This is a genomic window from Streptomyces sp. Alt3 (genome assembly GCF_030719215.1).
Lineage (GTDB): Bacteria > Actinomycetota > Actinomycetes > Streptomycetales > Streptomycetaceae > Streptomyces > Streptomyces glycanivorans.
The window spans coordinates 2,138,839-2,160,660 of sequence record NZ_CP120983.1 but is presented as its reverse complement, the minus strand read 5'-3'; the positions used below and the strand labels follow the sequence as shown (position 1 = coordinate 2,160,660).

At 69.2% G+C, this 21,822-nt stretch carries 17 protein-coding genes; 13 read left to right on the top strand and 4 right to left on the bottom strand.

Annotated features, from left to right (window positions below; translation table 11 throughout):
- Window positions 1-91: 91 nt before the first annotated feature.
- Window positions 92-2,263, bottom strand: coding sequence for a RecQ family ATP-dependent DNA helicase (locus tag P8A20_RS09055; protein WP_306103302.1), 2,172 nt, complete (start codon window positions 2,261-2,263; stop codon window positions 92-94).
- A 110-nt stretch (window positions 2,264-2,373) separates the two neighbouring features.
- Between P8A20_RS09055 and P8A20_RS09050 the strand changes: the two genes are divergently transcribed.
- The 6 genes from P8A20_RS09050 (at window position 2,374) to P8A20_RS09025 (ending at window position 10,446) form a co-directional block, all read left to right on the top strand.
- Complete coding sequence (locus P8A20_RS09050; protein WP_306103301.1) at window positions 2,374-3,720, top strand: DUF4192 domain-containing protein; 1,347 nt, start codon at window positions 2,374-2,376, stop codon at window positions 3,718-3,720.
- 134 nt (window positions 3,721-3,854) lie between these two features.
- Entirely contained in the window at window positions 3,855-4,619 is a 765-nt protein-coding gene (locus tag P8A20_RS09045; RefSeq protein ID WP_147959839.1) for an NUDIX hydrolase, read from the top strand.
- 145 nt (window positions 4,620-4,764) lie between these two features.
- On the top strand, window positions 4,765-6,537 hold the full coding sequence (locus P8A20_RS09040) for an ATP-binding cassette domain-containing protein (RefSeq protein WP_306103300.1): 1,773 nt from the start codon (window positions 4,765-4,767) through the stop codon (window positions 6,535-6,537).
- A 181-nt stretch (window positions 6,538-6,718) separates the two neighbouring features.
- Window positions 6,719-7,588, top strand: coding sequence for a FadR/GntR family transcriptional regulator (locus P8A20_RS09035; protein WP_306105134.1), 870 nt, complete (start codon window positions 6,719-6,721; stop codon window positions 7,586-7,588).
- A gap of 324 nt (window positions 7,589-7,912) precedes the next feature.
- Complete coding sequence (locus tag P8A20_RS09030; protein WP_147959841.1) at window positions 7,913-9,460, top strand: RNA polymerase sigma factor; 1,548 nt, start codon at window positions 7,913-7,915, stop codon at window positions 9,458-9,460.
- Window positions 9,461-9,615: 155 nt separating this feature from the next.
- Window positions 9,616-10,446, top strand: coding sequence for a S1 family peptidase (locus P8A20_RS09025; protein WP_306103299.1), 831 nt, complete (start codon window positions 9,616-9,618; stop codon window positions 10,444-10,446).
- 112 nt (window positions 10,447-10,558) lie between these two features.
- Here P8A20_RS09025 and P8A20_RS09020 read toward each other — a convergent pair whose 3' ends face one another.
- Entirely contained in the window at window positions 10,559-10,792 is a 234-nt protein-coding gene (locus P8A20_RS09020) for a DUF7455 domain-containing protein (RefSeq protein ID WP_014153643.1), read from the bottom strand.
- 432 nt (window positions 10,793-11,224) lie between these two features.
- Here P8A20_RS09020 and P8A20_RS09015 point away from each other — a divergent pair, with 432 nt between their 5' ends.
- The 6 genes from P8A20_RS09015 (at window position 11,225) to P8A20_RS08990 (ending at window position 18,005) form a co-directional block, all read left to right on the top strand.
- Window positions 11,225-13,351, top strand: a complete 2,127-nt coding sequence (locus tag P8A20_RS09015; RefSeq protein ID WP_306103298.1) for a DNA gyrase/topoisomerase IV subunit B — start codon at window positions 11,225-11,227, stop codon at window positions 13,349-13,351.
- A 121-nt stretch (window positions 13,352-13,472) separates the two neighbouring features.
- Complete coding sequence (locus P8A20_RS09010) at window positions 13,473-14,012, top strand: DUF1453 domain-containing protein (RefSeq protein ID WP_261989087.1); 540 nt, start codon at window positions 13,473-13,475, stop codon at window positions 14,010-14,012.
- Window positions 14,009-15,172 (top strand): sensor histidine kinase, encoded by a 1,164-nt coding sequence (locus tag P8A20_RS09005; protein ID WP_147964438.1) that lies wholly within the window; start codon window positions 14,009-14,011, stop codon window positions 15,170-15,172. Before P8A20_RS09010 ends, P8A20_RS09005 begins: the two co-directional genes overlap by 4 nt.
- A complete protein-coding gene (locus P8A20_RS09000) occupies window positions 15,169-15,846 on the top strand; it encodes a response regulator transcription factor (protein WP_147964439.1) in 678 nt (225 codons plus the stop codon). Before P8A20_RS09005 ends, P8A20_RS09000 begins: the two co-directional genes overlap by 4 nt.
- Window positions 15,847-15,942: 96 nt before the next feature.
- Window positions 15,943-16,416, top strand: a complete 474-nt coding sequence (locus P8A20_RS08995; RefSeq protein WP_147964440.1) for a DUF485 domain-containing protein — start codon at window positions 15,943-15,945, stop codon at window positions 16,414-16,416.
- Window positions 16,413-18,005, top strand: a complete 1,593-nt coding sequence (locus tag P8A20_RS08990; RefSeq protein ID WP_306103297.1) for a monocarboxylic acid transporter — start codon at window positions 16,413-16,415, stop codon at window positions 18,003-18,005. The genes P8A20_RS08995 and P8A20_RS08990 overlap by 4 nt, the downstream gene beginning before the upstream one ends.
- Before the next feature lie 38 nt (window positions 18,006-18,043).
- Here the strand turns inward: P8A20_RS08990 and P8A20_RS08985 are convergent, their stop codons facing one another.
- Both P8A20_RS08985 and P8A20_RS08980 read right to left on the bottom strand, forming a co-directional pair.
- The gene (locus P8A20_RS08985) at window positions 18,044-18,721 is read right to left on the bottom strand and encodes a DUF7342 family protein (protein WP_147964442.1); all 678 of its coding nucleotides are present in this window, start codon (window positions 18,719-18,721) and stop codon (window positions 18,044-18,046) included.
- On the bottom strand, window positions 18,718-20,475 hold the full coding sequence (locus P8A20_RS08980) for an ATP-binding protein (RefSeq protein ID WP_306103296.1): 1,758 nt from the start codon (window positions 20,473-20,475) through the stop codon (window positions 18,718-18,720). Before P8A20_RS08980 ends, P8A20_RS08985 begins: the two co-directional genes overlap by 4 nt.
- Before the next feature lie 331 nt (window positions 20,476-20,806).
- Here P8A20_RS08980 and P8A20_RS08975 point away from each other — a divergent pair, with 331 nt between their 5' ends.
- A complete protein-coding gene (locus P8A20_RS08975) occupies window positions 20,807-21,814 on the top strand; it encodes a LacI family DNA-binding transcriptional regulator (protein ID WP_147961347.1) in 1,008 nt (335 codons plus the stop codon).
- The last annotated feature ends 8 nt before the right edge of the window (window positions 21,815-21,822 follow it).

Below are 21,822 nucleotides of genomic sequence, written 5' to 3'. Positions count from 1 at the left end.
AGGCGGCAACGAGCAATTGGCTCGGCTGACGGGTATCTGACGGAATGACACAGATATCCCTGCCCGTTTCGGTGACGAACGAAGCCAGGTGTCAGGCCTGGACCGCGAGGACCAGCGGAAACACCCCCTCCGCTCCCGCACGTCGGAGCAGCCTTGCCGCGACGGCCAGCGTCCAGCCGGTGTCGGAGAGGTCGTCCACGAGCAGGACGGGCCCCCCTGCGGCAGTGAGAGCCTCCGCCAGTGCGGGCTCCACGACGAGGGTCTCGTGCAGCGTCTTGACCCGCTGTGCGCTGTTGGTCTGCGAGATCCGGAGGTCCTCGCAGCCCGGAGCGTAGGTGACCGTACCGAGCAGAGGCATCCGTCCGACCTCGGCGATACGGCTGCCGAGTGAGTGGACCAACCGCGGTCTCCGGCGTGAGGCGAGCGTGACGACACCGACCGGTCGGGGAGCGGCGTCCGGAGCCCCCGATGCCCAGCCGCCGGGCCCCTTCGCCCAGTCCGCGATCACCGTGACCACCGCGCTCGACACGTCGTCGGGGACCGAAGTGTCCTGTGTCTGTGCCGTGAGCAGCGGACGGAGCCTGTTGCCCCAGCCGATGTCCGAGAGCCTGCCCAGGGCCCGGCCCGGATGGGCCAGCTCGCCGGCCGGGATGCGGCCCTTGAGATCGATACCCACCGATGAGAGCCCCGTGGGCCACATCTTGCGCGGCTCAACCTCCACCCCGGGCCTGCCCAGCTCACCGCGAGCCCCGTCGAGAGCGGCCGTGGAGACCTTGTCGTCGAAGCGCGCGCCGGCGCAGTTGTCACAGCGTCCGCAGGCGGTGGCCTCGTCGTCGTCCAACTGGAGCCGCAGGAACTCCATGCGGCATCCGGTCGTCGACGCGTAGTCGCGCATGGACTGCTGCTCGGAGGCCCGCTGCCGTGCGACCCAGGCATAGCGTTCCGCGTCGTAGACCCATGGTTCACCCGTGGAGATCCAGCCGCCCTTGACCCGTTTCACCGCACCGTCGACGTCCAGCACCTTGAGCATCGTCTCCAGGCGGGTGCGCCGCAGGTCGACCAGCGGTTCCATGGCGGGGAGCGACAAGGGGCGGCCAGCCTGGGCGAGCACATCGAGAGTCCGGCGCACCTGCTCCTCCGGAGGGAACGCGACCGAGGCGAAGTACTGCCAGATGGCTTCGTCCTCCTTGCCCGGGAGCAGCAGAACCTCGGCGTGCTCGACACCGCGGCCGGCGCGTCCGACTTGCTGGTAGTAAGCGATGGGAGAGGACGGCGATCCCACGTGCACGACGAATCCGAGGTCCGGCTTGTCGAAACCCATGCCGAGCGCGGACGTGGCCACCAGGGCCTTGACCCGGTTGGCCAGGAGATCGTCCTCGGCCTGTTGCCGGTCGGCGTTCTCCGTCCTGCCGGTGTACGAGGCGACCGGATGCCCGCACTGGCGGAGGTAGGCGGTGATCTCCTCGGCGGCCGCGACGGTCAGCGTGTAGATGATGCCGGAGCCCGGCAGTTCCCCGAGATGGTCACCCAACCAGGCAAGACGATGTGCCGCGTCGCTCAGTTGCAGCACGCCGAGACTGAGGCTCTCCCGGTCCAGAGGGCCCCGCAGCACCAGGGCGTCGGTGCCCGCTCCCGTGCCGAGCTGCTCCGCGACGTCCGCGGTCACACGGGCGTTGGCGGTGGCCGTCGTTGCTAGGACGGGGACGCCCGCGGGAAGATCGGCGAGCATGGTCCGAAGTCTCCGGTAGTCCGGGCGGAAGTCATGGCCCCAGTCGGAGATGCAGTGCGCCTCGTCCACCACCAGCAGCCCCGTCGCAGCGGCCAGGCGGGGCAGCACCTGGTCGCGGAAGTCGGGGTTGTTGAGCCGCTCCGGGCTGACCAGCAGGACGTCCACCTCACCGGCCGCCACCTCTGCCTGGACCGTGTCCCATTCCTCGGTGTTGGAGGAGTTGATCGTGCGGGCGCTGATACCGGCCCTTGCCGCCGCCGCCACCTGGTTACGCATCAGAGCAAGCAGGGGGGAGACGATCACCGTCGGTCCGCTTCCCTGCGCGCGCAGCAGTGACGTGGCCACGAAATACACCGCGGACTTGCCCCATCCCGTCCGCTGGACGACCAGGGCTCTGCGCCTGTCGGCGACGAGGGCCTCGATGGCCCGCCACTGGTCCTCGCGCAGCCGGGCGGTGCCGGTGGTGTCCCCGACCAGGCGGGCGAGTACGGAATCGGCCGAGGCCCTGAGCTCTGCGCGGTCTGCGTTGGTCATGTCCCCATGCAACCCGATGCCTACGACAAACCGCGAACGGTGGCCGACTCCTGTGGATAAAGTTATCCACAGGGGTCGCGCGATTCGGCGGCCCGCGGGACGGTCGTGCCATGAACAAGCACGATGCAACCTCCGGACCGTCCGACGTGCAGCAGATCACCCTGCGCGGTCCCGCCGAACTTGCCGACGCCTTGCCGTACCTCATGGGCTTCCATCCGAACGACAGCGTGGTCATGGTGGCCCTGCACGGAGGTCGGGGCCGCTTCGGCGGCCGGCTAAGGCTGGGTATCCCCAAGGATCCGGACGAGTGGGGGCCGGTCGCCGACCAGCTGGCGCAGAGCCTGATCGAGGGGAGCGAGCGGCGCGACGCGCGCCCCGACGCGATCGTCGTCTTCCTCTGTCAGGACCCGGTCGAGGGTGAGAGCGCCTCTCAGGCCATGGAACGGCTGAGGCCGCTCGCGCAGCGCCTGCGCAGGGCCTGCGGGGTACTCGACGTTCCCGTACTCGAGGCGCTGTGCATCTCCGACGGTCGCTACTGGTCGTACTGCTGTCCCGACCCTCGGTGCTGCCCGGCCGAGGGCACCCCGCTGGCGCTTCCCGGCACAACGGTGATGGCGGCGGCGGCCGCGTATGCCGGTGTCCAGGTGCGCGGATCGCTGAGGGACATGGAGGCGAGGCTCATGCCGTGGGAATCAGCGGCGACACAGGAGCAGGAGCGGGCTCTCGACTCGGCGGGTGCCGTGCTGGTCTCCCGCATCCTCGACGTCGACGGCCGCCGAGAGGTGGCTGGGGAGACCCTGAGGGTCGCGCGTGACCTCATGGAGCGCCTCGGGAGTGCGCCGTCGGCAGCACCCGCCGAAGCGGACAGTGCCGATGACGGTCTGATCACCACCGGTGAGGCGGCGGCCGTGATCCTCGGACTGCAGGACCGTGAGACCAGGGACCGGGCCGCCGAGTGGATGGAGGGCCGCGAGGCCGAGACGGCCCTGCGGCTGTGGCGCGCCCTCGCCCGCCGTTGCGTCGGCCCGTACGTGGAACACGCCGCCGCCCCGCTCACGCTGGCAGGCTGGGTCTCCTGGTCCAGCGGCGACGAGGCGGCTGCACGGGTGGCTCTGGGGCTCGCACTGCGGGCCGATCCCGACTACACGTTCGCTCAACTGTTGCACCAGGCGTGCAATCAAGGTCTGGACCCCGAAACCCTGCGCCGCTGTCTCCGCGGCGAGCGCCATCTGCGTGACGGGCAAGAAGGCGACAGCGCCCCTGAGCCGCGGGCCGTGGCCCGGACGGAGCGCCGGTCCGGGCCACGGCCCGCGCGTGCCCCGGCAGGGAAGCGGAGGAGCGCAGCGGCAAGCCGGCGGGCACCGGGCGCTTCCTCCCGCCCGGGTCCGACCGCGGGCCGTGGTCGAGCCCGGGACACGCGGCCGCTGGGGCAGCGCGGAGCCAGGAACCGCGATTGAGTGACCGCCTTCCCCGGGGCCGGTCAAGTCCTATGCCGGGCATACCGGTGCTGGAAGGGGAAAGCGGGAGCCGGGCACGGAACCGGTGTCGCGAAGGGCGTGTTTATCGTCAGGAAGACGACTATGATTTCGGCATGCCGCGCTACGACCCGTCGACCTTCCCGCCCTTCGCCGTCACCGTCGACCTGGTCGTCCTCACGGTGCGACGTCACGCGCTCTGCGCGCTGGTGGTACGCCGTGGCGAATCGCCGTTCCAGGGGCGGTGGGCGCTGCCGGGCGGATTCGTCAGGGCCGATGAGGATCTCGGTGCGGCGGCGGCGCGTGAACTCGGTGAGGAGACCGGGCTCTGCGCACACGACCCGACCGCCCCGGCCGTGGGGAACGGCGCGCATCTGGAACAGCTGGCCACCTACGGCGACCCGGGACGCGACCCCCGCATGAGAGTCGTCAGCGTCGCTCATCTTGCTCTCGCGCCCGATCTCCCCGCCCCACGGGCCGGCGGTGATGCCAACAGCGCCCGCTGGGCCTCCGTCGGGGACCTGCTCGGGCCTGGGGGCGGTTTCGTCCGGGACGACGAGCAGGCCGCACCACTGGCCTTCGATCACGCGAGGATCCTCGAGGACGGAGTGGAGCGGGCCCGCTCGAAAATCGAATACTCCTCACTGGCCACGGCGTTCTGCCCGCCGGAGTTCACTGTCGGCGAGCTGCGGCGGGTGTACGAGGCGGTGTGGGGCGTGGTCCTGGACCCCCGAAATTTCCATCGCAAGGTCACAGGTACGCCCGGTTTCCTGGTCCCGTCAGGGGGGACGACCACGCGTCAGGGGGGACGCCCCGCACAACTCTTCAGGGCCGGGGCGGCGACGGTGCTCAACCCTCCGATGCTGAGGCCGGAAGTCTGAGAGGTTCGGTATCGGTGGCTCACGCCGAGCGGACCTGCGGAACGCCCACAGAACCACCGATGCGCAAAAAGTCTGAAATGTCGCGTTATCTTGCTGGAGTATCCCGCCCTGCCACCGGGCGGTCCCACCCTTCTCGAGAGAAGCGATGCTCCAGGCCATCGGACTCACCAGTACCCCCCGCCGCGACGGCCCCCCCGTCGTGGACGACCTGACCTTCGAAGCCCAGCCCGGCAGTGTCACCGTGCTGCTCGGCGCTCCCGGCTCAGGCAAGACCACAGCACTCCGTCTGATGCTCGAACTCGAAGCGGGAAGGGGGGTCACCTACTTCAGGGGTCGTCCGCTGCACCGCATCGGCCACCCGGCCAGTGAGGTCGGGGTGCTGCTCGGAGACGTGCCGGGCCATCCCGCGCGTACCGCGCGCGGTCAGCTCCGCATGCTCTGCGCCGCAGCAGGGGTCCCTGCATCACGAGCCGACGAACTGCTCGATGTCGTCGGTCTCGCGGGGCTGGGGGACCAGCGCATCGGTACCCTCTCGGCGGGCATGGACCGACGGCTCGGGCTCGCTTCCGCGCTGCTCGGTGACCCCCATGCGCTCGTCCTCGACGAGCCGGCCGAGGGGCTCTCGCCGCGTGAGAAGAGTTGGATCCACGGCCTTCTCCGTGCGCACGCGGCCGAGGGTGGAACGGTCCTGCACACGACCGCCGATCCCAAGGAAGCGGCACGCGCGGCCGACCGTGTAGTCACCATCGATGAAGGTCGCCTCGTCGCGGACCAGGATGTGGCCGACTTCTCCCGTACCCGTCTGCGACCCCGGGTCGCCGTGCGTACCCCGCACGCCGCCAGGCTGGCCGCCGTGGTGGGCCGTGAAGCCCGGGCGGCCCGGCGCTCGGTCGAGGTGGTGGCCGAGGGTGGCAGCAGGCTGTCGGTGTACGGCAGCAGTTGCGCGGAGGTCGGGGACACGGCTTACCGGCACGGTGTCCCGGTGCACCAACTCGCCGACGAAACCGGAGACGCAGGCCCGGCGGCGGATTCCGCCGGCGGCCCCGGGGGCGCGTCGGGTGGTGGTCCGGTGAGGGCGGTTCTCCCTGGGCCCGCGTCGACTGTGGCGATCTCGCAACTGCCCCCTCCGATCCCTGTGCGCCCGGCTCGGGGTCCGCTCCGGCCGCTTCGGTACGAACTGCGGCGCCTCTTCGGTGTCAGGACAACCACCCTGATCATGGCGGCCGTTCTGATCGTCTCCGCCGGTCTGTCCGTGCTGCTGGCCCGCGCCGGGAAGGTGCCCCTGTCCGACCTGCTGGTCGCCTGGCCCGACGTGTTGCCCCTCCCGCCTGCCGCGTTCGCCGCCGGACTGCTGGGTGCCCTCTCCTTCGGTGACGAGTTCCGCTATCCGGCGCTTGCCGCAGGCCGAGGGACGGTGCCGCGCCGCCTCGGCCTCCTGATGGCCAAGCTTGTGGTCTCGGCGGGAGTCGCGCTGCTGCTGGCGCTGCTCGCCGTGCTGGCGGACGCCCAGGCCCTGCGCCTCGTGTACGGCGAGGACTTGGTGACAGTGCCGGAGAACGCGCCTCAAATGGCCGCTAGTTGGGCTGGCCTGTCGGTCGGATGCGCCTGGGCGGGGCTGCTGGGGGCCGGCGTGTTCCGGCTCACCGTCGCCGGCGTCGCGGCCGTGTTGGCGGTTCCCGTACTCGTAGTACCGCTGATGCAGAAGCTCCTCGAGGGGCCGTCCGCCCGCTCGGTCGGCGGTCTGCCGGGTCGACTGCGTGAACTCGGCTGGCTGCAGTGGCCGTACGAGACGGACCGATGGGTCATGGTCGCTGTGCGGATTGTCGCCCAACCTGTGGGGTTGGCGCTTTCCTTGTCGTTGTCCGCCTTGATCTGCGCGTATGTATTCACGAGCCTTCGAGGGAGAGCCCGTTGGTGACCATATCGACGGTGCTCGATGCCGCATGTCGGACAAGTCTTCCGAAAAGGTGCGATTTCTACCGCTAACCCGTCAATTGAAAGGGGAGTGGCGATCACCCTTTCGTGTGCTTTTCAGCAAAGACCTCAAGGGGCGGGTGAGCCGCGCCGACAAAGGATGCGTGAGTACCCTTGCGCACACCATGATGACCGCCGCCCGCTCTGCCGACTCCGGCCTTGCCGGCCCGGGCGAACTCGACCGCTACCCCTACACGACGGAGGCGCCGGCCGGCGAGCGCGCCGCCGTCCGTTCCTGGAGTGGCGGCGAATCCGAACTGGGTCGGGTGAGCCGACGCGGCACGGCCAGTCGCGGCCGCGGACTTCACGGCCAACTGGTCCAGCAGTTGGGTCAGATGATCGTTTCCGGCGACCTCGGTGCCGACCGTCCGCTCGTCCCGGAGGAGATCGGCCAGCGATTCGAGGTCTCCCGCACCGTTGTGAGGGAGTCCCTTCGCGTTCTTGAGGCCAAGGGCCTGGTCAGTGCCCGGCCCAATGTGGGCACGAGGGTCCGGCCGGTAAGTGACTGGAACCTGCTCGACCCCGACATCATCGAATGGCGCGCCTTCGGCCCGCAGCGTGATGACCAGCGCCGCGAACTGGAGGATCTCCGGTGGACCATCGAGCCGCTGGCCGCCCGGCTGGCCGCAGGTCACGGACGCGATGACATCCAGCAGCGTCTCGGCGACATGATCGAGATCATGGGGCATGCCATGGGCCAGGGGGACGCAATTACGTTCTCCCGGGCCGATGCGGAGTTCCACGCCCTGCTGATCCAGGCGGCGGGAAACCGGATGCTCGAGCACCTTTCCGGGATCGTGTCGGCAGCCCTGCATGTTTCCGGTGGTCCCGTCACCGGTTGTGACCGCCCCGCGGAGGCCTCCCTCGGCCACCACGCACGGATCGTCGAGGCTCTCGCCTCGGGCGATTCCGCCGGTGCCGAGGCCGCCATGCGGCAGCTGCTGATCGGCCACGCAGACGGAGATCGGGTGGTTCCCGCACCGCGCGAGCACTGAGCGCGGCGGGACCGGGTATACGAACCGTGTTGCCGCCGGGCCCGAGCGACCCGGCGGCATGATTACACGTAAATGTGATCTCTGGTTCCGTTTGTCGCGAATGGGGTGTGACTGGGGCCACGCGAATTGGGCGTAACACTCCTCGAAACAGTGCGATGACCTAAGAGGTGACCGCCGCGGAAGGAATACAGCAGCCACGTAGTGCGCTGTGCAGTTCTGAGGCCAAGCCCGCGACGTCGGCGACATCCCCAGCCGACGTTCGTCGGTTCCAGCCCTCTCCAGGGCCGGGCCGGAAGCCGTTTCCATCGTTCCGAGAGGTTGTTCGTGTCGGCCAGCACATCCCGTACGCTCCCGCCGGAGATCGCCGAGTCCGAGTCTGTGATGGCGCTCATCGAGCGGGGAAAGGCTGATGGGCAGATCGCCGGCGATGACGTGCGTCGGGCCTTCGAGGCTGACCAGATTCCGCCAACCCAGTGGAAGAATGTTCTGCGCAGCCTCAACCAGATCCTCGAGGAAGAGGGTGTGACGCTGATGGTCAGTGCCGCGGAGTCGCCTAAGCGCGCCCGCAAGAGCGTCGCAGCGAAGAGCCCGGTCAAGCGCACCGCCACCAAGACCGTCACGGCCAAGACGACCGTGACGCGGACCGTCGCGGCGTCTGCCGCTCCGACGGCCCCGAGCGCGGACGTGGCGGCTGACGACGCCGCCGTGGCCGCTCCTGCGAAGAAGGCGGCAGCCAAGAAGACGGTTGCCAAGAAGACCGCCGCGAAGAAGACCGCGGTCAAGAAGACCGCGGCGAAGAAGTCCGGCAAGCAGGACGACGAACTGCTCGACGGCGACGAGCCGGTCGAGGAAGTAAAGGCCGGCAAGGGCGAGGAAGAGGAGGGCGAGGGCGAGAACAAGGGCTTCGTCCTCTCCGACGACGACGAGGACGACGCACCCGCGCAGCAGGTCGCTGTCGCCGGCGCCACGGCCGACCCTGTCAAGGACTACCTGAAGCAGATCGGCAAGGTCCCCCTCCTCAATGCCGAGCAGGAGGTCGAGCTCGCCAAGCGCATCGAGGCCGGGCTCTTCGCCGAGGACAAGCTGGCGAACTCCGACAAGCTCGCACCGAAGCTCAAGCGCGAGCTGGAGATCATCGCCGAGGACGGCCGCCGCGCCAAGAACCACCTGCTGGAGGCCAACCTCCGTCTCGTGGTCTCACTGGCCAAGCGCTACACCGGTCGCGGCATGCTCTTCCTGGACCTCATCCAGGAGGGCAACCTCGGTCTGATCCGCGCGGTCGAGAAGTTCGACTACACCAAGGGCTACAAGTTCTCCACGTACGCAACGTGGTGGATCCGCCAGGCGATCACCCGCGCCATGGCCGACCAGGCCCGCACCATCCGTATTCCGGTGCATATGGTCGAGGTCATCAACAAGCTCGCCCGGGTGCAGCGCCAGATGCTCCAGGATCTGGGCCGTGAGCCCACTCCGGAAGAGCTGGCGAAGGAGCTCGACATGACCCCTGAGAAGGTCATCGAGGTCCAGAAGTACGGCCGTGAGCCGATCTCTCTGCACACCCCGCTGGGTGAGGACGGTGACAGCGAGTTCGGAGACCTGATCGAGGACTCCGAGGCCGTCGTACCCGCGGACGCGGTGAGCTTCACGCTGCTCCAGGAGCAGCTGCACTCCGTGCTCGACACGCTTTCCGAGCGCGAGGCAGGTGTGGTCTCGATGCGTTTCGGTCTCACCGACGGTCAGCCGAAGACCCTGGACGAGATCGGCAAGGTCTACGGGGTGACGCGCGAGCGCATCCGTCAGATCGAATCCAAGACGATGTCGAAGCTGCGCCACCCGTCGCGTTCGCAGGTGCTGCGCGACTATCTCGACTAGATCGTCTGCGCGGGCATGGGCCGGGGTCCGGAACTGGAAAAGTTCCGGACCCCGGCCCATGCCCGTATGCAGGCCCCGGCTCATGTCAGCATGCGGCGGGCACCGGTGCGGATGACGCTGAGTGGGCACTGCTCACCTCGGCGTAAGGAGCCTCCATGCCCCGCATTCCGGTCCGTTTCCTCCCGGCCGCCTGCACTCTGGCGGTCGCTGCGGCGGTCATACCGCTCGGCCCCCCGGCCCCCGCAGCTGCGGACAGCATCATCGTCGGCGGGAAGCCGGTGGCCGTCGCGGACAGTCCGTGGGCCGTGGCACTGTCGAGCCGTGACCGGTTCGGAGGAACCCGCGCCGGTCAGTTCTGCGGAGGGGTCGCGATCGCACCCACCAAAGTGCTGACAGCCGCGCACTGCCTCAGGGAGGACGTCCTGGGGGCTGCTGTCCCCGAGGTCGCGGATCTCCGGATCATCGCAGGGCGGGACGAGCTGGACGGGCCAGGGGGTCAGGAGATCCCTGTGCGTTCGACATGGGTCAATCCCGGCTACGACCCTCGTACGAATGCGGGTGACCTCGCGGTCCTCACTCTGGACCAGGCGCTGCCTGAGGGCAGTGCCATCCCGATGGCAGGTGCCGGGAGTCCCGCGTACGAGCCGGGCACCTCGGCGACGGTCTACGGCTGGGGGGACACGACCGGCTACGGGGCCTACGCGTCCCGGCTGCGGGCCGCCTCGGTCCGCGTGCTGGCGGACAGCGACTGTGTCCGGGCGTACCCCGGCGGCACACAGGGCGCCTACGACGCCTCATCGATGCTCTGCGCCGGTGACAACGCGGGTGGGCGGGATGCGTGCCAGGGGGACAGCGGAGGCCCGCTGGTGGCCCGTGGGCGCCTCGTCGGGCTTGTCTCCTGGGGGAGCGGCTGCGGGAGCCCGGAGAGCCCCGGCGTGTACACACGCGTCTCCGCCGCCATCCGGTGGATGGCGGACAACAGCTGACCGCAGCCGTACAAACGCGTCGGACGGTACGAGAACGGGCGGCTTCCCCTGGGGGAGGCCGCCCGTCGGCCGGTCCTGGACCGTGCCCGTGGCTCGTCGTGGATGCGAGGTGTCAGTGTTGTTCCTCGTCGGCGGCACTTGCCTGTACGGCAGTGAGCCGGTCCGTCTCATCCTGTATTTCCGCGGCGATCTTCTTGAGTTCCGGCTCGAACTTACGTCCGTGATGGGCGCAGAAGAGCAGTTCACCGCCGCTGATCAGGACGACGCGCAGATAGGCCTGGGCGCCGCAACGGTCACAGCGGTCTGCTGCGGTCAGCGGGCTCGCGGGGGTCAGAACAGTAGTCACGTCGCCTCTTCTCTAGCTCGACGAGCTGTCGTACCAGGGTCAACATCCAACCAGGCCGAAAACGTTCCCGCTCGTGGCATTTCTTCGAAACTTCTTCTCGGGATGGCTGTCTGTTGCCGGTTGGCGGCGAATGTGCCGTATTGCGTAGCGCTACGGTTTCGCGTTGCTTGTGTGGGCCGGTCCGCCGGCTGGGTTGCCGGTTGTTCATGAGGACGTGCCCGGAGCCTAAATGGTTCATGCCTCGAAGGGAACGTGATGTGCACGTCACTCCAACGAATGATCGAACGTGTATGCGAGGCTGCACTAGCATGAGGATTCCCCCTGGGTGGCGTTACAACCGCTCTACCAGGCCTCGGTAGGCTCCTAGCGGCCACCGAGGCCGAGCCCGTTACCCACTGGGCCCCAAAAGAAATTCAGCGAGGAGCGAACCGCGTGACCGCCGATTCCGTGCCGTCCACTGCGCTGCTGACCGGAGCAGGCGGCGCAGACAGGGACAGCTCCAACTACACCGCGCGGCACCTTCTCGTCCTCGAAGGGCTCGAAGCCGTCCGTAAGCGCCCCGGGATGTACATCGGGTCGACGGACAGCCGCGGACTCATGCACTGTCTCTGGGAGATCATCGACAACTCCGTCGATGAGGCTCTCGGGGGCTACTGCGACACCATCGAGGTCATCCTCCACGACGACGCCTCCGTCGAGGTCCGCGACAACGGCCGTGGCATTCCCGTGGACGTCGAGCCCAAGACGGGGCTGTCCGGCATCGAGGTCGTCATGACCAAGCTGCACGCCGGCGGAAAGTTCGGCGGCGGCTCGTACGCTGCGTCGGGCGGCCTGCACGGCGTCGGCGCCTCGGTCGTGAACGCGCTCTCAGCCCGTCTGGACGTCGAGGTCGACCGCAACAGCGCGACCCACTCCATCAGCTTCCGGCGTGGTGTCCCGGGCATGTTCACCGAGCAGGGGCCGGACAGCCCCTTCGACCCCGCCAACGGCCTCCGCAAGGGCAAGCGCGTGCCGAAGACGCGGACAGGTACCCGGGTGCGGTACTGGGCGGACCGACAGATCTTCCTCAAGGACGCGAAGCTCAACCTGGAGACGCTGTACCAGCGAGCACGCCAGACCGCGTTCCTCGTGCCCGGCCTCACCATCGTCGTACGCGACGAGCGGGGCGTCGACGGCGAGGGCAAGACGGAGGAGACCTTCCGCTTCGACGGCGGAATCAGCGAGTTCTGCGAGTACCTGGCGCAGGACAAGGCAGTCTGCGATGTCCAGCGCCTGAGCGGAACGGGAACCTTCAAGGAGACCGTGCCGGTCCTGGACGACCGCGGTCACATGACGGCGACCGAAGTCACCCGCGAACTGGGTGTCGACATCGCCCTGCGCTGGGGCACCGGCTACGACACCAACCTCAAGTCCTTCGTCAACATCATCGCCACCCCCAAGGGCGGCACCCACGTCAGCGGATTCGAGCGCTCCCTCACCAAGACGGTGAACGAGGTCCTGCGCTCCGCGAAGCTGCTGCGCGTTGCCGAGGACGACATCGTCAAGGACGATGCGCTGGAAGGCCTGACCGCGGTGGTCACCGTGCGTCTCGCCGAGCCGCAGTTCGAGGGACAGACCAAGGAGGTGCTCGGCACCTCGGCTGCCAACCGGATCGTGGCCAACGTGGTCTCCAAGGAGCTCAAGGCGTTCCTGACGTCCACGAAGCGCGACGCGAAGGCCCAGGCCAGGGCGGTGCTGGACAAGGCGGTGGCTGCTGCTCGCACCCGGATCGCCGCCCGCCAGCACAAGGACGCACAGCGCCGCAAGACCGCGCTCGAATCGTCCTCGCTGCCCGCGAAGCTCGCGGACTGCCGGAGCGACGACGTGGAGCGCAGCGAGCTCTTCATCGTGGAGGGCGACTCGGCCCTCGGCACCGCGAAGCTGGCCCGCAACAGTGAGTTCCAGGCGCTGCTGCCGATCCGGGGGAAGATCCTCAACGTCCAGAAGTCGTCCGTCTCGGACATGCTCAAGAACGCCGAGTGCGGGGCCATCATCCAGGTCATAGGAGCGGGCTCCGGGCGCACCTTCGACATCGACGCGGCGCGCTACGGCAAGGTCATCATGATGACGGACGCCGATGTCGACGGTTCGCACATCCGTACATTGCTGCTCACGCTCTTCCAGCGCTACATGCGGCCGATGGTCGAGGCGGGGAGGGTCTTCGCGGCCGTGCCGCCGCTGCACCGGATCGAGCTGGTCCAGCCCAAGAAGGGCCAGGACAAGTACGTCTACACCTACTCCGACAACGAGCTCCGGCAGACCTTGCTGGAGCTGCAGCGGAAGAACGTCCGGTTCAAGGACTCGATCCAGCGGTACAAGGGTCTGGGTGAGATGGACGCGGACCAGTTGGCGGAGACCACGATGGACCCGCGCCACCGCACGCTCCGCCGGATCAACATCGGCGACCTGGAGTCCTCCGAGCAGATCTTCGATCTGCTGATGGGTAACGAGGTCGCACCGCGCAAGGAGTTCATCACCAGCTCCGCGGCCACCCTGGACCGTTCGCGTATCGACGTCTGACGGCTCCACCCGTGGGTGGAGAGCGATTCTCCACCCACGGTCAGCCCAGGAGCCGATCCCGTGATCCCCGCGCTTCCGTAGCGTCGAAGACATCGAATCTTCACGTCACTCGGAGGCCGTCGTGCCGGAGCTCTTCAACGTTTTGGTGATCGTCGCGGTTGTCGCGCTTGTCATCGTCCGGCAGTTCTCGGCCCAGCGGGTGGGGGACGGGAGGCGGTGGTGGGTGCTGCCGGTGGTCCTGCTCGTCGTCGCCCTGCGTACGGACGGAGCTCTCGATCCCCGGCACGAGACCTTGTCGGCGACGATGCTGGGGGCGGGTCTCGTGGTGGGACTGGTCACAGGTGCGGGATGGGGCTGGACGGCCCGGTTGTGGCAGGGGCCTGACGCCTCCTTCTGGAGCCGGGGCACCACGGCCACCGTCTTCGTATGGGTGGGTGGGACAGCGCTGCGCGGCTCGCTGGCTGTGGCCGCCGTCCTGCTCGGAGTGCACCAGGGGACAGCCGCCCTGCTCGTATCACTCGCTGCGATGCTGTTCGCACGGAGCGGGGTGCTGGCTCTGCGGACCAGAAGCGTGCGGGAGCAGTACGGTGTCCCCGCGGTTTCTCAGGCCGGCGACGCTTCGGCGGCTGCCGCACGGGTCATGTCGAAGGGTGGGGCGTGAACCGCGGTACGTGGACGAGCTGGCCTTCCAGAGAGGCTCTGACCCGAGCTCCCCGTGCCAGGCCGCGGGCGCTGATCGGGGGTTTCGTGTGGAGCGCGGTGCTCGCCGGCCTCCTTTGGAACGCCTTTGCGGACGGAAGGTTCGCGCTCTGGCAGATCGCCGTCGGTCTGGGGGCGACGGCGGGCTGCATGGCCATAGGCAGGATGTTCCTCCTCACCACCAAGGATCACCGCCTCTGGCCGTCCCTCGGCCTGCTGGTGCTGCTTACGGCAGCGGCGTTCGGGGCCATCGAGGCCGGTGTCGGAGGGGTCGCGGTCGTGCTCTGGTGCGGCTGCGCCGTGATGGCTCTGGTACGGCTCCCGCTGGTTGCTGCGGTTCCCCTTACGGCCGTGACCCTCTGCGCCTACGCGGTGGTCGAGGGCGACGGATGGCTGACCACTGTGATCACCACGGGGAGCCTGTGCCTGGGCGGGTACGTACTGCGGCTCGACGCCGAGGCCCGTGGCAGTTCCCAGCGCCTTCTCGTCCAGGAGAGGGCCGCGCGGGAGGCGGAAGCCGGAGCGGCGGCGCTGGCGGAGCGCTCCAGGATCGCCCGCGAGATCCACGACGTCCTCGCCCACAGCCTCTCCGCCCAGTTGGTGCACCTGGAGGCGGCCCGGTTGCTGATCGAACGGGAGCCTTCGACGGAATTCCGCGACCAGGTGCTGGAGAGAGTGGTGTCGGCGCGCTCCATGGCACGTGACGGCCTCGCGGAGACGCGCCAGGCGCTTTCCGCGCTGCGGGGGGAGACGATCCCGGTGGAGGACTTCCTGCATCAGCTGGTGGCCGACGGGCCGGCCGAGGTCTCTGTCGCGGGTGAGCGGCGAGAACTGACCGCGGAGGCGTCGCAGGCGGTGCGGAGGGTGGCCCAGGAGGCATTGACCAACACCCGGAAGCACGCTCCGGGGGCAGCCGTCTCCGTCCGGCTGGAGTACGGGCCTGACGCGGTTGCTCTCCTGGTGCGGGACTCCGGGGGACACCGTCCGGCGGGCGAGCTCGCTGTCAGTGGTTCCGGTTACGGTCTTGTGGGGATGCGGGAGCGCGCCGAACTGCTGGGCGGGACGCTGGAGGCAGGGCCGGACGAGGAGGGGTTCGTGGTGAATCTGAGGGTGCCCGCGTGAGCGCGCGGGTCGTGGTCGCCGACGATCAGTCGGTGGTGCGTGAGGGCATCGTCATGCTGCTGGGTCTGCTGCCCGGTATCGAGGTGGTCGGGGCCGCGAAGGACGGGGACGAGGCGGTTGCTCTCGTCGCCGAGAGGGCGCCCGATGTGGTCCTGATGGACCTGCGGATGCCTCGCTGCGACGGCGTCGAGGCCACGCGTCGGATCCGCAGGGAGTACCCCCGCACCCAGGTGGTGGTCCTCACCACCTTCGCGGACGACGATTCTCTGTTCACCGCTCTTCAGGCGGGCGCACGGGGCTATCTGACCAAGGACGCCCGCGGTGAGGAGATCGCCCAGGCCATCGAGGCCGTGCTCTCGGGCGAGGCGGGGCTCTCACCGAAGGTGCAGAGCCGGCTCCTGGAGAGGGTCACATCCCAGGCCGTCGTGTCAGGGATGCCTCTTCCGGCGGGGCTGCCCGACGGACTCACTCCGCGAGAGGCCGAGGTACTGGTCCTCATCGCGGACGGTCTCTCCAACGCGGAGATCGGGCGCGCCCTGCATATCTCGGGAGCCACGGTGAAGACCCATATCAACAACCTCTTCTCCAAGACGGGCGCACGCGACAGAACAGGGGCCGTGCGCTATGCGTACGGCCACGGCCTCGCGCACCCACCCGGCACTTCCGTCACCTGAAATGGTGAAGCACGGCGAATGAAGTGCCCGGGATCTTCCCGGTCTGCCCATTCTTGGCTACGCGGCCGAAAAGGCTCGTGGACAAGGGAGTTGTCGGTGAAGAAGGAAGCAGGGCCGGACACTGCTGTGCTACGGCTCGACGACCCGTGGGACGAGGCGGCGGCTGCTGGGTGGCACGAGCCGGACGGAGCCGGTGCCATGGCGGTCGACGGGAGGCTCCGGCCGGTGGAGCAGCGCGGCCACACGGCGGCGGAGGTCTATCTGGAGGTGCAGAACAGCCCGGCCTTCCGCGAGGTGCGCCGTCGCTACCGACGGTTCGTGGTTCCCGCTGCAACGGCCTTCCTGCTCTGGTACCTCGCCTATGTGATCGCGGCGACCACTGCGCACGACCTGATGGCGCGGCCCGTGGCCGGCGTGCTCAACGTGGCCATGGTGGCCGGTCTCGGACAGTTCTTCACCACGTTCCTGCTCACCTGGGCGTACGCCCGTCACGCGCGTCTGCACCGAGACCGCGTCGCTCTGGAACTTCGTTGGGAGACGCAGGAGATGACGAGAGGTGCCGACCGGTGAGAGGGGATCACCAGACGCTGGCGTTGCTGCTGTTCAGCGTCTTCATCGCCGTGACACTCGGCATCACCACCTGGGTCGGCCGGAACAGGCACGGTTCCGCCGAGGAGTTCTATGCGTGCGGGCGGCTCTTCTCCCCCATGGAGAACGGATTCGCCATCGCGGGTGACTACATGTCCGCCGCGTCCTTCCTCGGCATCTCGGGGCTCATCGCACTCTTCGGCTACGACGGCATGCTCTACTCCGTCGGATTCCTCGTGGCCTGGCTCGTCGTCCTGCTTCTCGTCGCCGAACTCGTACGCAACTGCGGCCGGTTCACGCTCGCCGACGTGGTTGCCGCGCGCATGGCGGAGCGGCCGGTGCGTACAGCGGTGGGCGTCTCCTCCGTCACCGTCTCGGTTCTCTACCTGGTGGCTCAGATGGTGGGTGCTGGGAGCCTCGTCGCGATGCTGCTCGGTGGCACGAGCGACACCGCCCGGTCGTGGACCGTGGTCGGCGTCGGAGCGCTCATGGTGGTCTATGTGTCGCTCGGCGGCATGCGCGCGACGACCTGGATCCAGATCGTCAAGGCAGTCCTGCTGATGGCCGGAGCCGTCACGCTCACCGTGCTCGTGCTGCTCCGGTTCCACGGCGACTTCAACGCCCTGCTCACCTCCGCCGCCGACCGCAGCGGGCACGGGCGCGACTTCCTTTCGCCGGGGCTTCGGTACGGCGGCAGTTGGACAGCCCGTTTCGACTTCGTCAGCCTCGGCCTGGCGCTCGTCCTCGGCACGGCCGGCCTGCCGCACATCTTGTCGCGCTTCTACACCGTGCCCACCGCGCGTGCGGCGAGACGCAGTGTCGTCTGGTCCATCGGGCTGATCGGCAGCTTCTACCTGATGACCGTCGTGCTCGGGTTCGGAGCGGCCGCGCTCGTCGGTTCGGCCGAGGTACGGGCGTCCAACGCGTCCGGGAACACGGCTGTTCCGCTACTGGCGCTCGTCCTGGGGGGCGGAGAGGGGTCCACGGGCGGGACGGTGCTCTTCGCCGTCGTGGCTGCCATCGCCTTCGCCACGATCCTCGCCGTGGTCGCCGGGATCACCCTCGCCTCCTCGGCCTCCGTCGCCCACGACCTCTACGCTTCGCTCAGGCGCCCGGGGGCCAAGCCGCGCAGCGAGGTGGGTGTGGCACGCGTGGCCGCAGCGGGCGTCGGGGTGGTGGCCATCGGGCTCGGCCTCCTCGCCCAGGATCTCAACGTGGCGTTCCTGGTGGGGCTGGCCTTCGCGGTAGCTGCCTCCGCCAACCTCCCGGCGCTGCTCTACTCCCTGTTCTGGCGGAACTTCACCACCCGGGGAGCGGTCTGGGCCGTCTACGGCGGGCTCGTCCCGGCTGTCCTGCTCGTCCTGCTCTCGCCCGTCGTCTCGGGGAGCCCCGCGTCGCTCTTCCCCGGTATCGACTTCGCGCTCTTCCCCCTGGAGAACCCGGGGCTGGTGTCGATCCCGGCAGGCTTCCTGGCCGGCTGGCTCGGTACGGTCACCTCACCGGAGCCGCCCGACCCCGCCAAGCACGCGGAGACCGAGGTCCGGTCCCTCACCGGGGCGGGGGCGGCCTGAGGCAGACGGCTCGGGCACCGGCCGCAGCAGCGGCTTCGTCAGTTGCCGGATGCCCAGGTGTACCGGTGTTCGGGTCGGCCCGTCTCGCCGTACTTGAGGGACAGCCGCACCCTGCCCGTGCGTTCCAGCAGCTTCAGATAGCGCTGGGCCGTCTGCCGGCTCATTCCGGCGTTCTCCGCGATCTCCTGGGCGGAGAGCGGCCCATCGGCCGAGCGGAGGGCCTGACGCACCAGTTCCGCCGTCGTCGTCGAGTGGCCCTTGGGGAGGTCGGACCCGCCCGTGGTCCACAGGGCTCCGAACAGCCGGTCCACTTCGGTCTGCTCGGCGTCCCCACCGCCCTCGAAGCTGCGGCGCAGCGCCGCGTACGCCTCCAGTTTGGTGCGAAGACCGGCAAAGGCGAAGGGTTTCACCAGGTACTGGAGGGCTCCGTGACGCATCGCAGCCTGAACGGTTGCGACGTCGCGCGCGGCCGTCACCATGATCACATCGGTGTGACGGCCGAGTTCGCGTAGTTCCCGCACCACGGCCAGACCGTTGCGATCCGGCAGGTAGTGATCGAGCAGGATCAGATCGACGGGAACCTCGTCGATGCTGATGAGGGCCTCGGCCGCCGAGTGGGCCACGGCGGCCACCCTGAAGCCGGGCACCTTGGCGACGTAGGCCGCGTTGATCCGGGCGACCCGCACGTCGTCGTCCACGACCAGAACCTCGATCATGCAGTCTCTCCTGACGTCGAGGGGCTTGCGGGAGCGGAGGTGCAGCCCGGGCGGGAGGCCCTGAGCTCGTCGGCGTCGCCCTGAGCGGGAACGCCTGACCGTTCGCTCGCCCCCGGGCCGGGGACACCGAGCCGGTCCGGTTCGCGCAGGGCCTCCGGCAGGACGACGGTGAAGACCGCCCCGCCCTCAGGAGAGGCCGACACGGACACGCTCCCGCCCTGGCGCTCGGCGAGTCGCCGTACCAGCGGCAGTCCCAGGCCGCGTTTGCCGTGCGCCGGGAGTTCCTTGGTCGACCAGCCCTCCATGAAGATGGATTCGTGGTCACCGGCCGGTACGCCGGGGCCGCTGTCACGCACCCGCAGTACCACCGTACGGCCGTCGGCCCTCAGCCCGACCTCGATCCGGGACGCCGCGGAGCCCGCGGTCGCGTCCAGCGCGTTGTCGACCAGGTTGCCGAGGACCGTGACGAGTCCGCGTGGATCCACCAGCCGATCCGGCAGCATGGTCTCCTCCGCCATCCGCAGGGCGACGCCGCGCTCGGCGGCGACGGTGGCCTTGCCGACCAGGAGAGCGGCGAGCAGGGGGTCGTGGACCTTCTCGGTGACCTGCTCGGCCGTCGCCCGGTGGACGCCGACGACCTCCGTGACGAACTCGACCGCTTCGTCGTGCATCTCCAGTTCCAGCAGTCCCAGAAGGGTGTGCAGCCGGTTGGCATGCTCGTGGTCCTGGGCGCGGAGCGCGTCGATCAGGCCGCGGGTGGAGTCGAGTTCGCGGCCGAGGTACTCCACTTCGGTACGGTCGCGCAGAGTGGCGACGGCCCCGCCGTCCTCGGTGGGCATCCGATTGGCGAGCAGAACCCGACTGCCGCGGACAGTCACCAGGTCGTCACCTACCACCCTCCCCGCCAGCACGTCGGTGGTCCGGCCCTCGCCCAGTGCCTCGTCGAGATGCATCCCCGCGACGCCGGGACCGAGGCCGAGCAGCCGCTGGGCCTCGTCGTTCAGGAGCCTGATGCGCCCGGTGCGGTCGAGTGCGACGACGCCCTCGCGGATGCTGTGCAGCATGGCCTCGCGTTCGGTCAGCAGGGCCGAGATGTCGGAGAACGCCAGGTCATGGGTCTGCCGCTGGAGGCGGCGGGAGATCAGATAGGCGGCAAGCGCTCCCACCGCGAGCGCGCCGCCCGCGTAGGCCAGCAGTCCGGGGATCGCGGCGAGCAGCCGGGCCCGGACGCTGTCGTAGGCGATACCGACCGAGACCGCGCCGACGATCCGGTCCGATCCGTCGAGCAGCGGCACCTTGCCGCGGGCCGAGCGTCCGAGCGTCCCGCTGTCGATCTCCATCACGGACCTGCCGGCCAGGGCCGTGCTGGGGTCGGTGGACACGACGTCGCCGATGCGGGAGGTGTCCGTGTGGGACCAGCGCACGCCCCGCTTGTCCATGATCACGACGTATTCGGCGCCGGTCGACCGCCGGATTCGTTCCGCCGCGGTCTGGACAGGGCCGTCCGGGCGGGGGCCGGTGGCGATCAGCGAGTCGGCGATCTGCGGCTGTGCCGCCGTGCTCTGCGCGATCGCCAGGGCGCGACGCATCGCCTGGTCGTCGAGCTGGTCGCTCAGGGGCGCCAGGAAGAGGCCTGTGACGAGGACCGTGACGCCGGTGATGATGGCCAGCTGCATCAGCAGGACCTGCGAGAAGACCCGCTTCGGCCAGCCGATCCGGCGTGGTCCCCGGGAGGTGGTCGATGGGGGGCTCATCGTACGAACGGTAAGGGGCGAACCGTGCTCACCGAAATCCCTGTCGGCCGACCACCCCGCAGCCGCCGCACTCCCGACAGCGAAGCAACTGCCGACCGGCCCCCGATCCTGCCCGCCACCCTGCTCCTGCGTGGCCCCCGCCTCACTTCAGCAGGACCCCGCCGTCCCGAGCCTGCCCCGCCGTCCCGGCCCGCCACCCCGCTTCTGCGGCTCCGCGCCGGTCGGCCGACAGGTGGCAGGGCCCTTGCCCTCGCGCCCTCCATCTGTGAGCGTTCTATGGGTATCCGCAGCAACGCAATCTTCTTGCGTTTTTTGCGCTAATCTTGCGTTTATGACGCGACGACTTGCTCAGGTTGCCCAGAAAGTAGGAGTCAGCGAGGCCACGGTCAGCCGCGTGCTGAACGGCAAGCCAGGCGTCTCCGACGCCACGCGGCAATCCGTTCTCTCCGCGCTGGACGTGCTCGGCTACGAGCGCCCGACGCAGCTCCGCGGTGAGCGCGCCCGGCTGGTCGGGCTGGTCCTGCCCGAGCTGCAGAACCCGATCTTCCCGGCCTTCGCCGAGGTGGTCGGAAGCGCGCTCGCCCAGCAGGGGCTGACCCCCGTGCTCTGTACGCAGACCAAGGGCGGGGTCTCCGAGGCCGACTACGTCGAGCTCCTCCTGCAGCAGCAGGTCTCCGGTGTCGTGTTCGCCGGTGGGCTGTACGCCCAGGCCGACGCACCCCACGATCACTACAAGGTGCTCGCCGACCGCAAGATCCCCGTCGTCCTGATCAACGCCGCCATAGCTCACCTCGGATTCCCCGCGGTCTCGTGCGACGACTCGGTGGCGGTCGAGCAGGCCTGGCGTCACCTCGTCTCGCTCGGCCACGAGCGGATCGGGTTCGTCCTCGGCCCGGCCGACCACATGCCGTCGCAGCGCAAGCTCGCGGCAGCCCGCGCGCTGGCCGCCCGGTCGGGGGCGACCGTGCCGGACGAGTGGGTCTTCCGGGCCATGTTCTCGCTGGAGGGCGGACAGGCCGCCGCCACGCGACTGCTCGACCAAGGGGTCACCGGCATCATCTGTGCCAGCGACCCGCTGGCCCTGGGCGCGGTGCGCGCCGCGCGCCGCCGCGGTCTGTCCGTGCCTGGGGACGTCTCGGTCGTGGGCTACGACGACTCGGCGTTCATGAACTGCACCGAGCCGCCGCTGACCACGGTGCGTCAGCCGATCGAAGCCATGGGAAGGGCCGCCGTCGAGCTCCTCGCGGTGCAGATCGCCGGACGCACTGTGCCGTCCGACGAGCTCCTCTTCGAGCCGGAGCTGGTCGTTCGCGGGTCCACGGCCCGACTGTCCCGGTAGCGCACCGG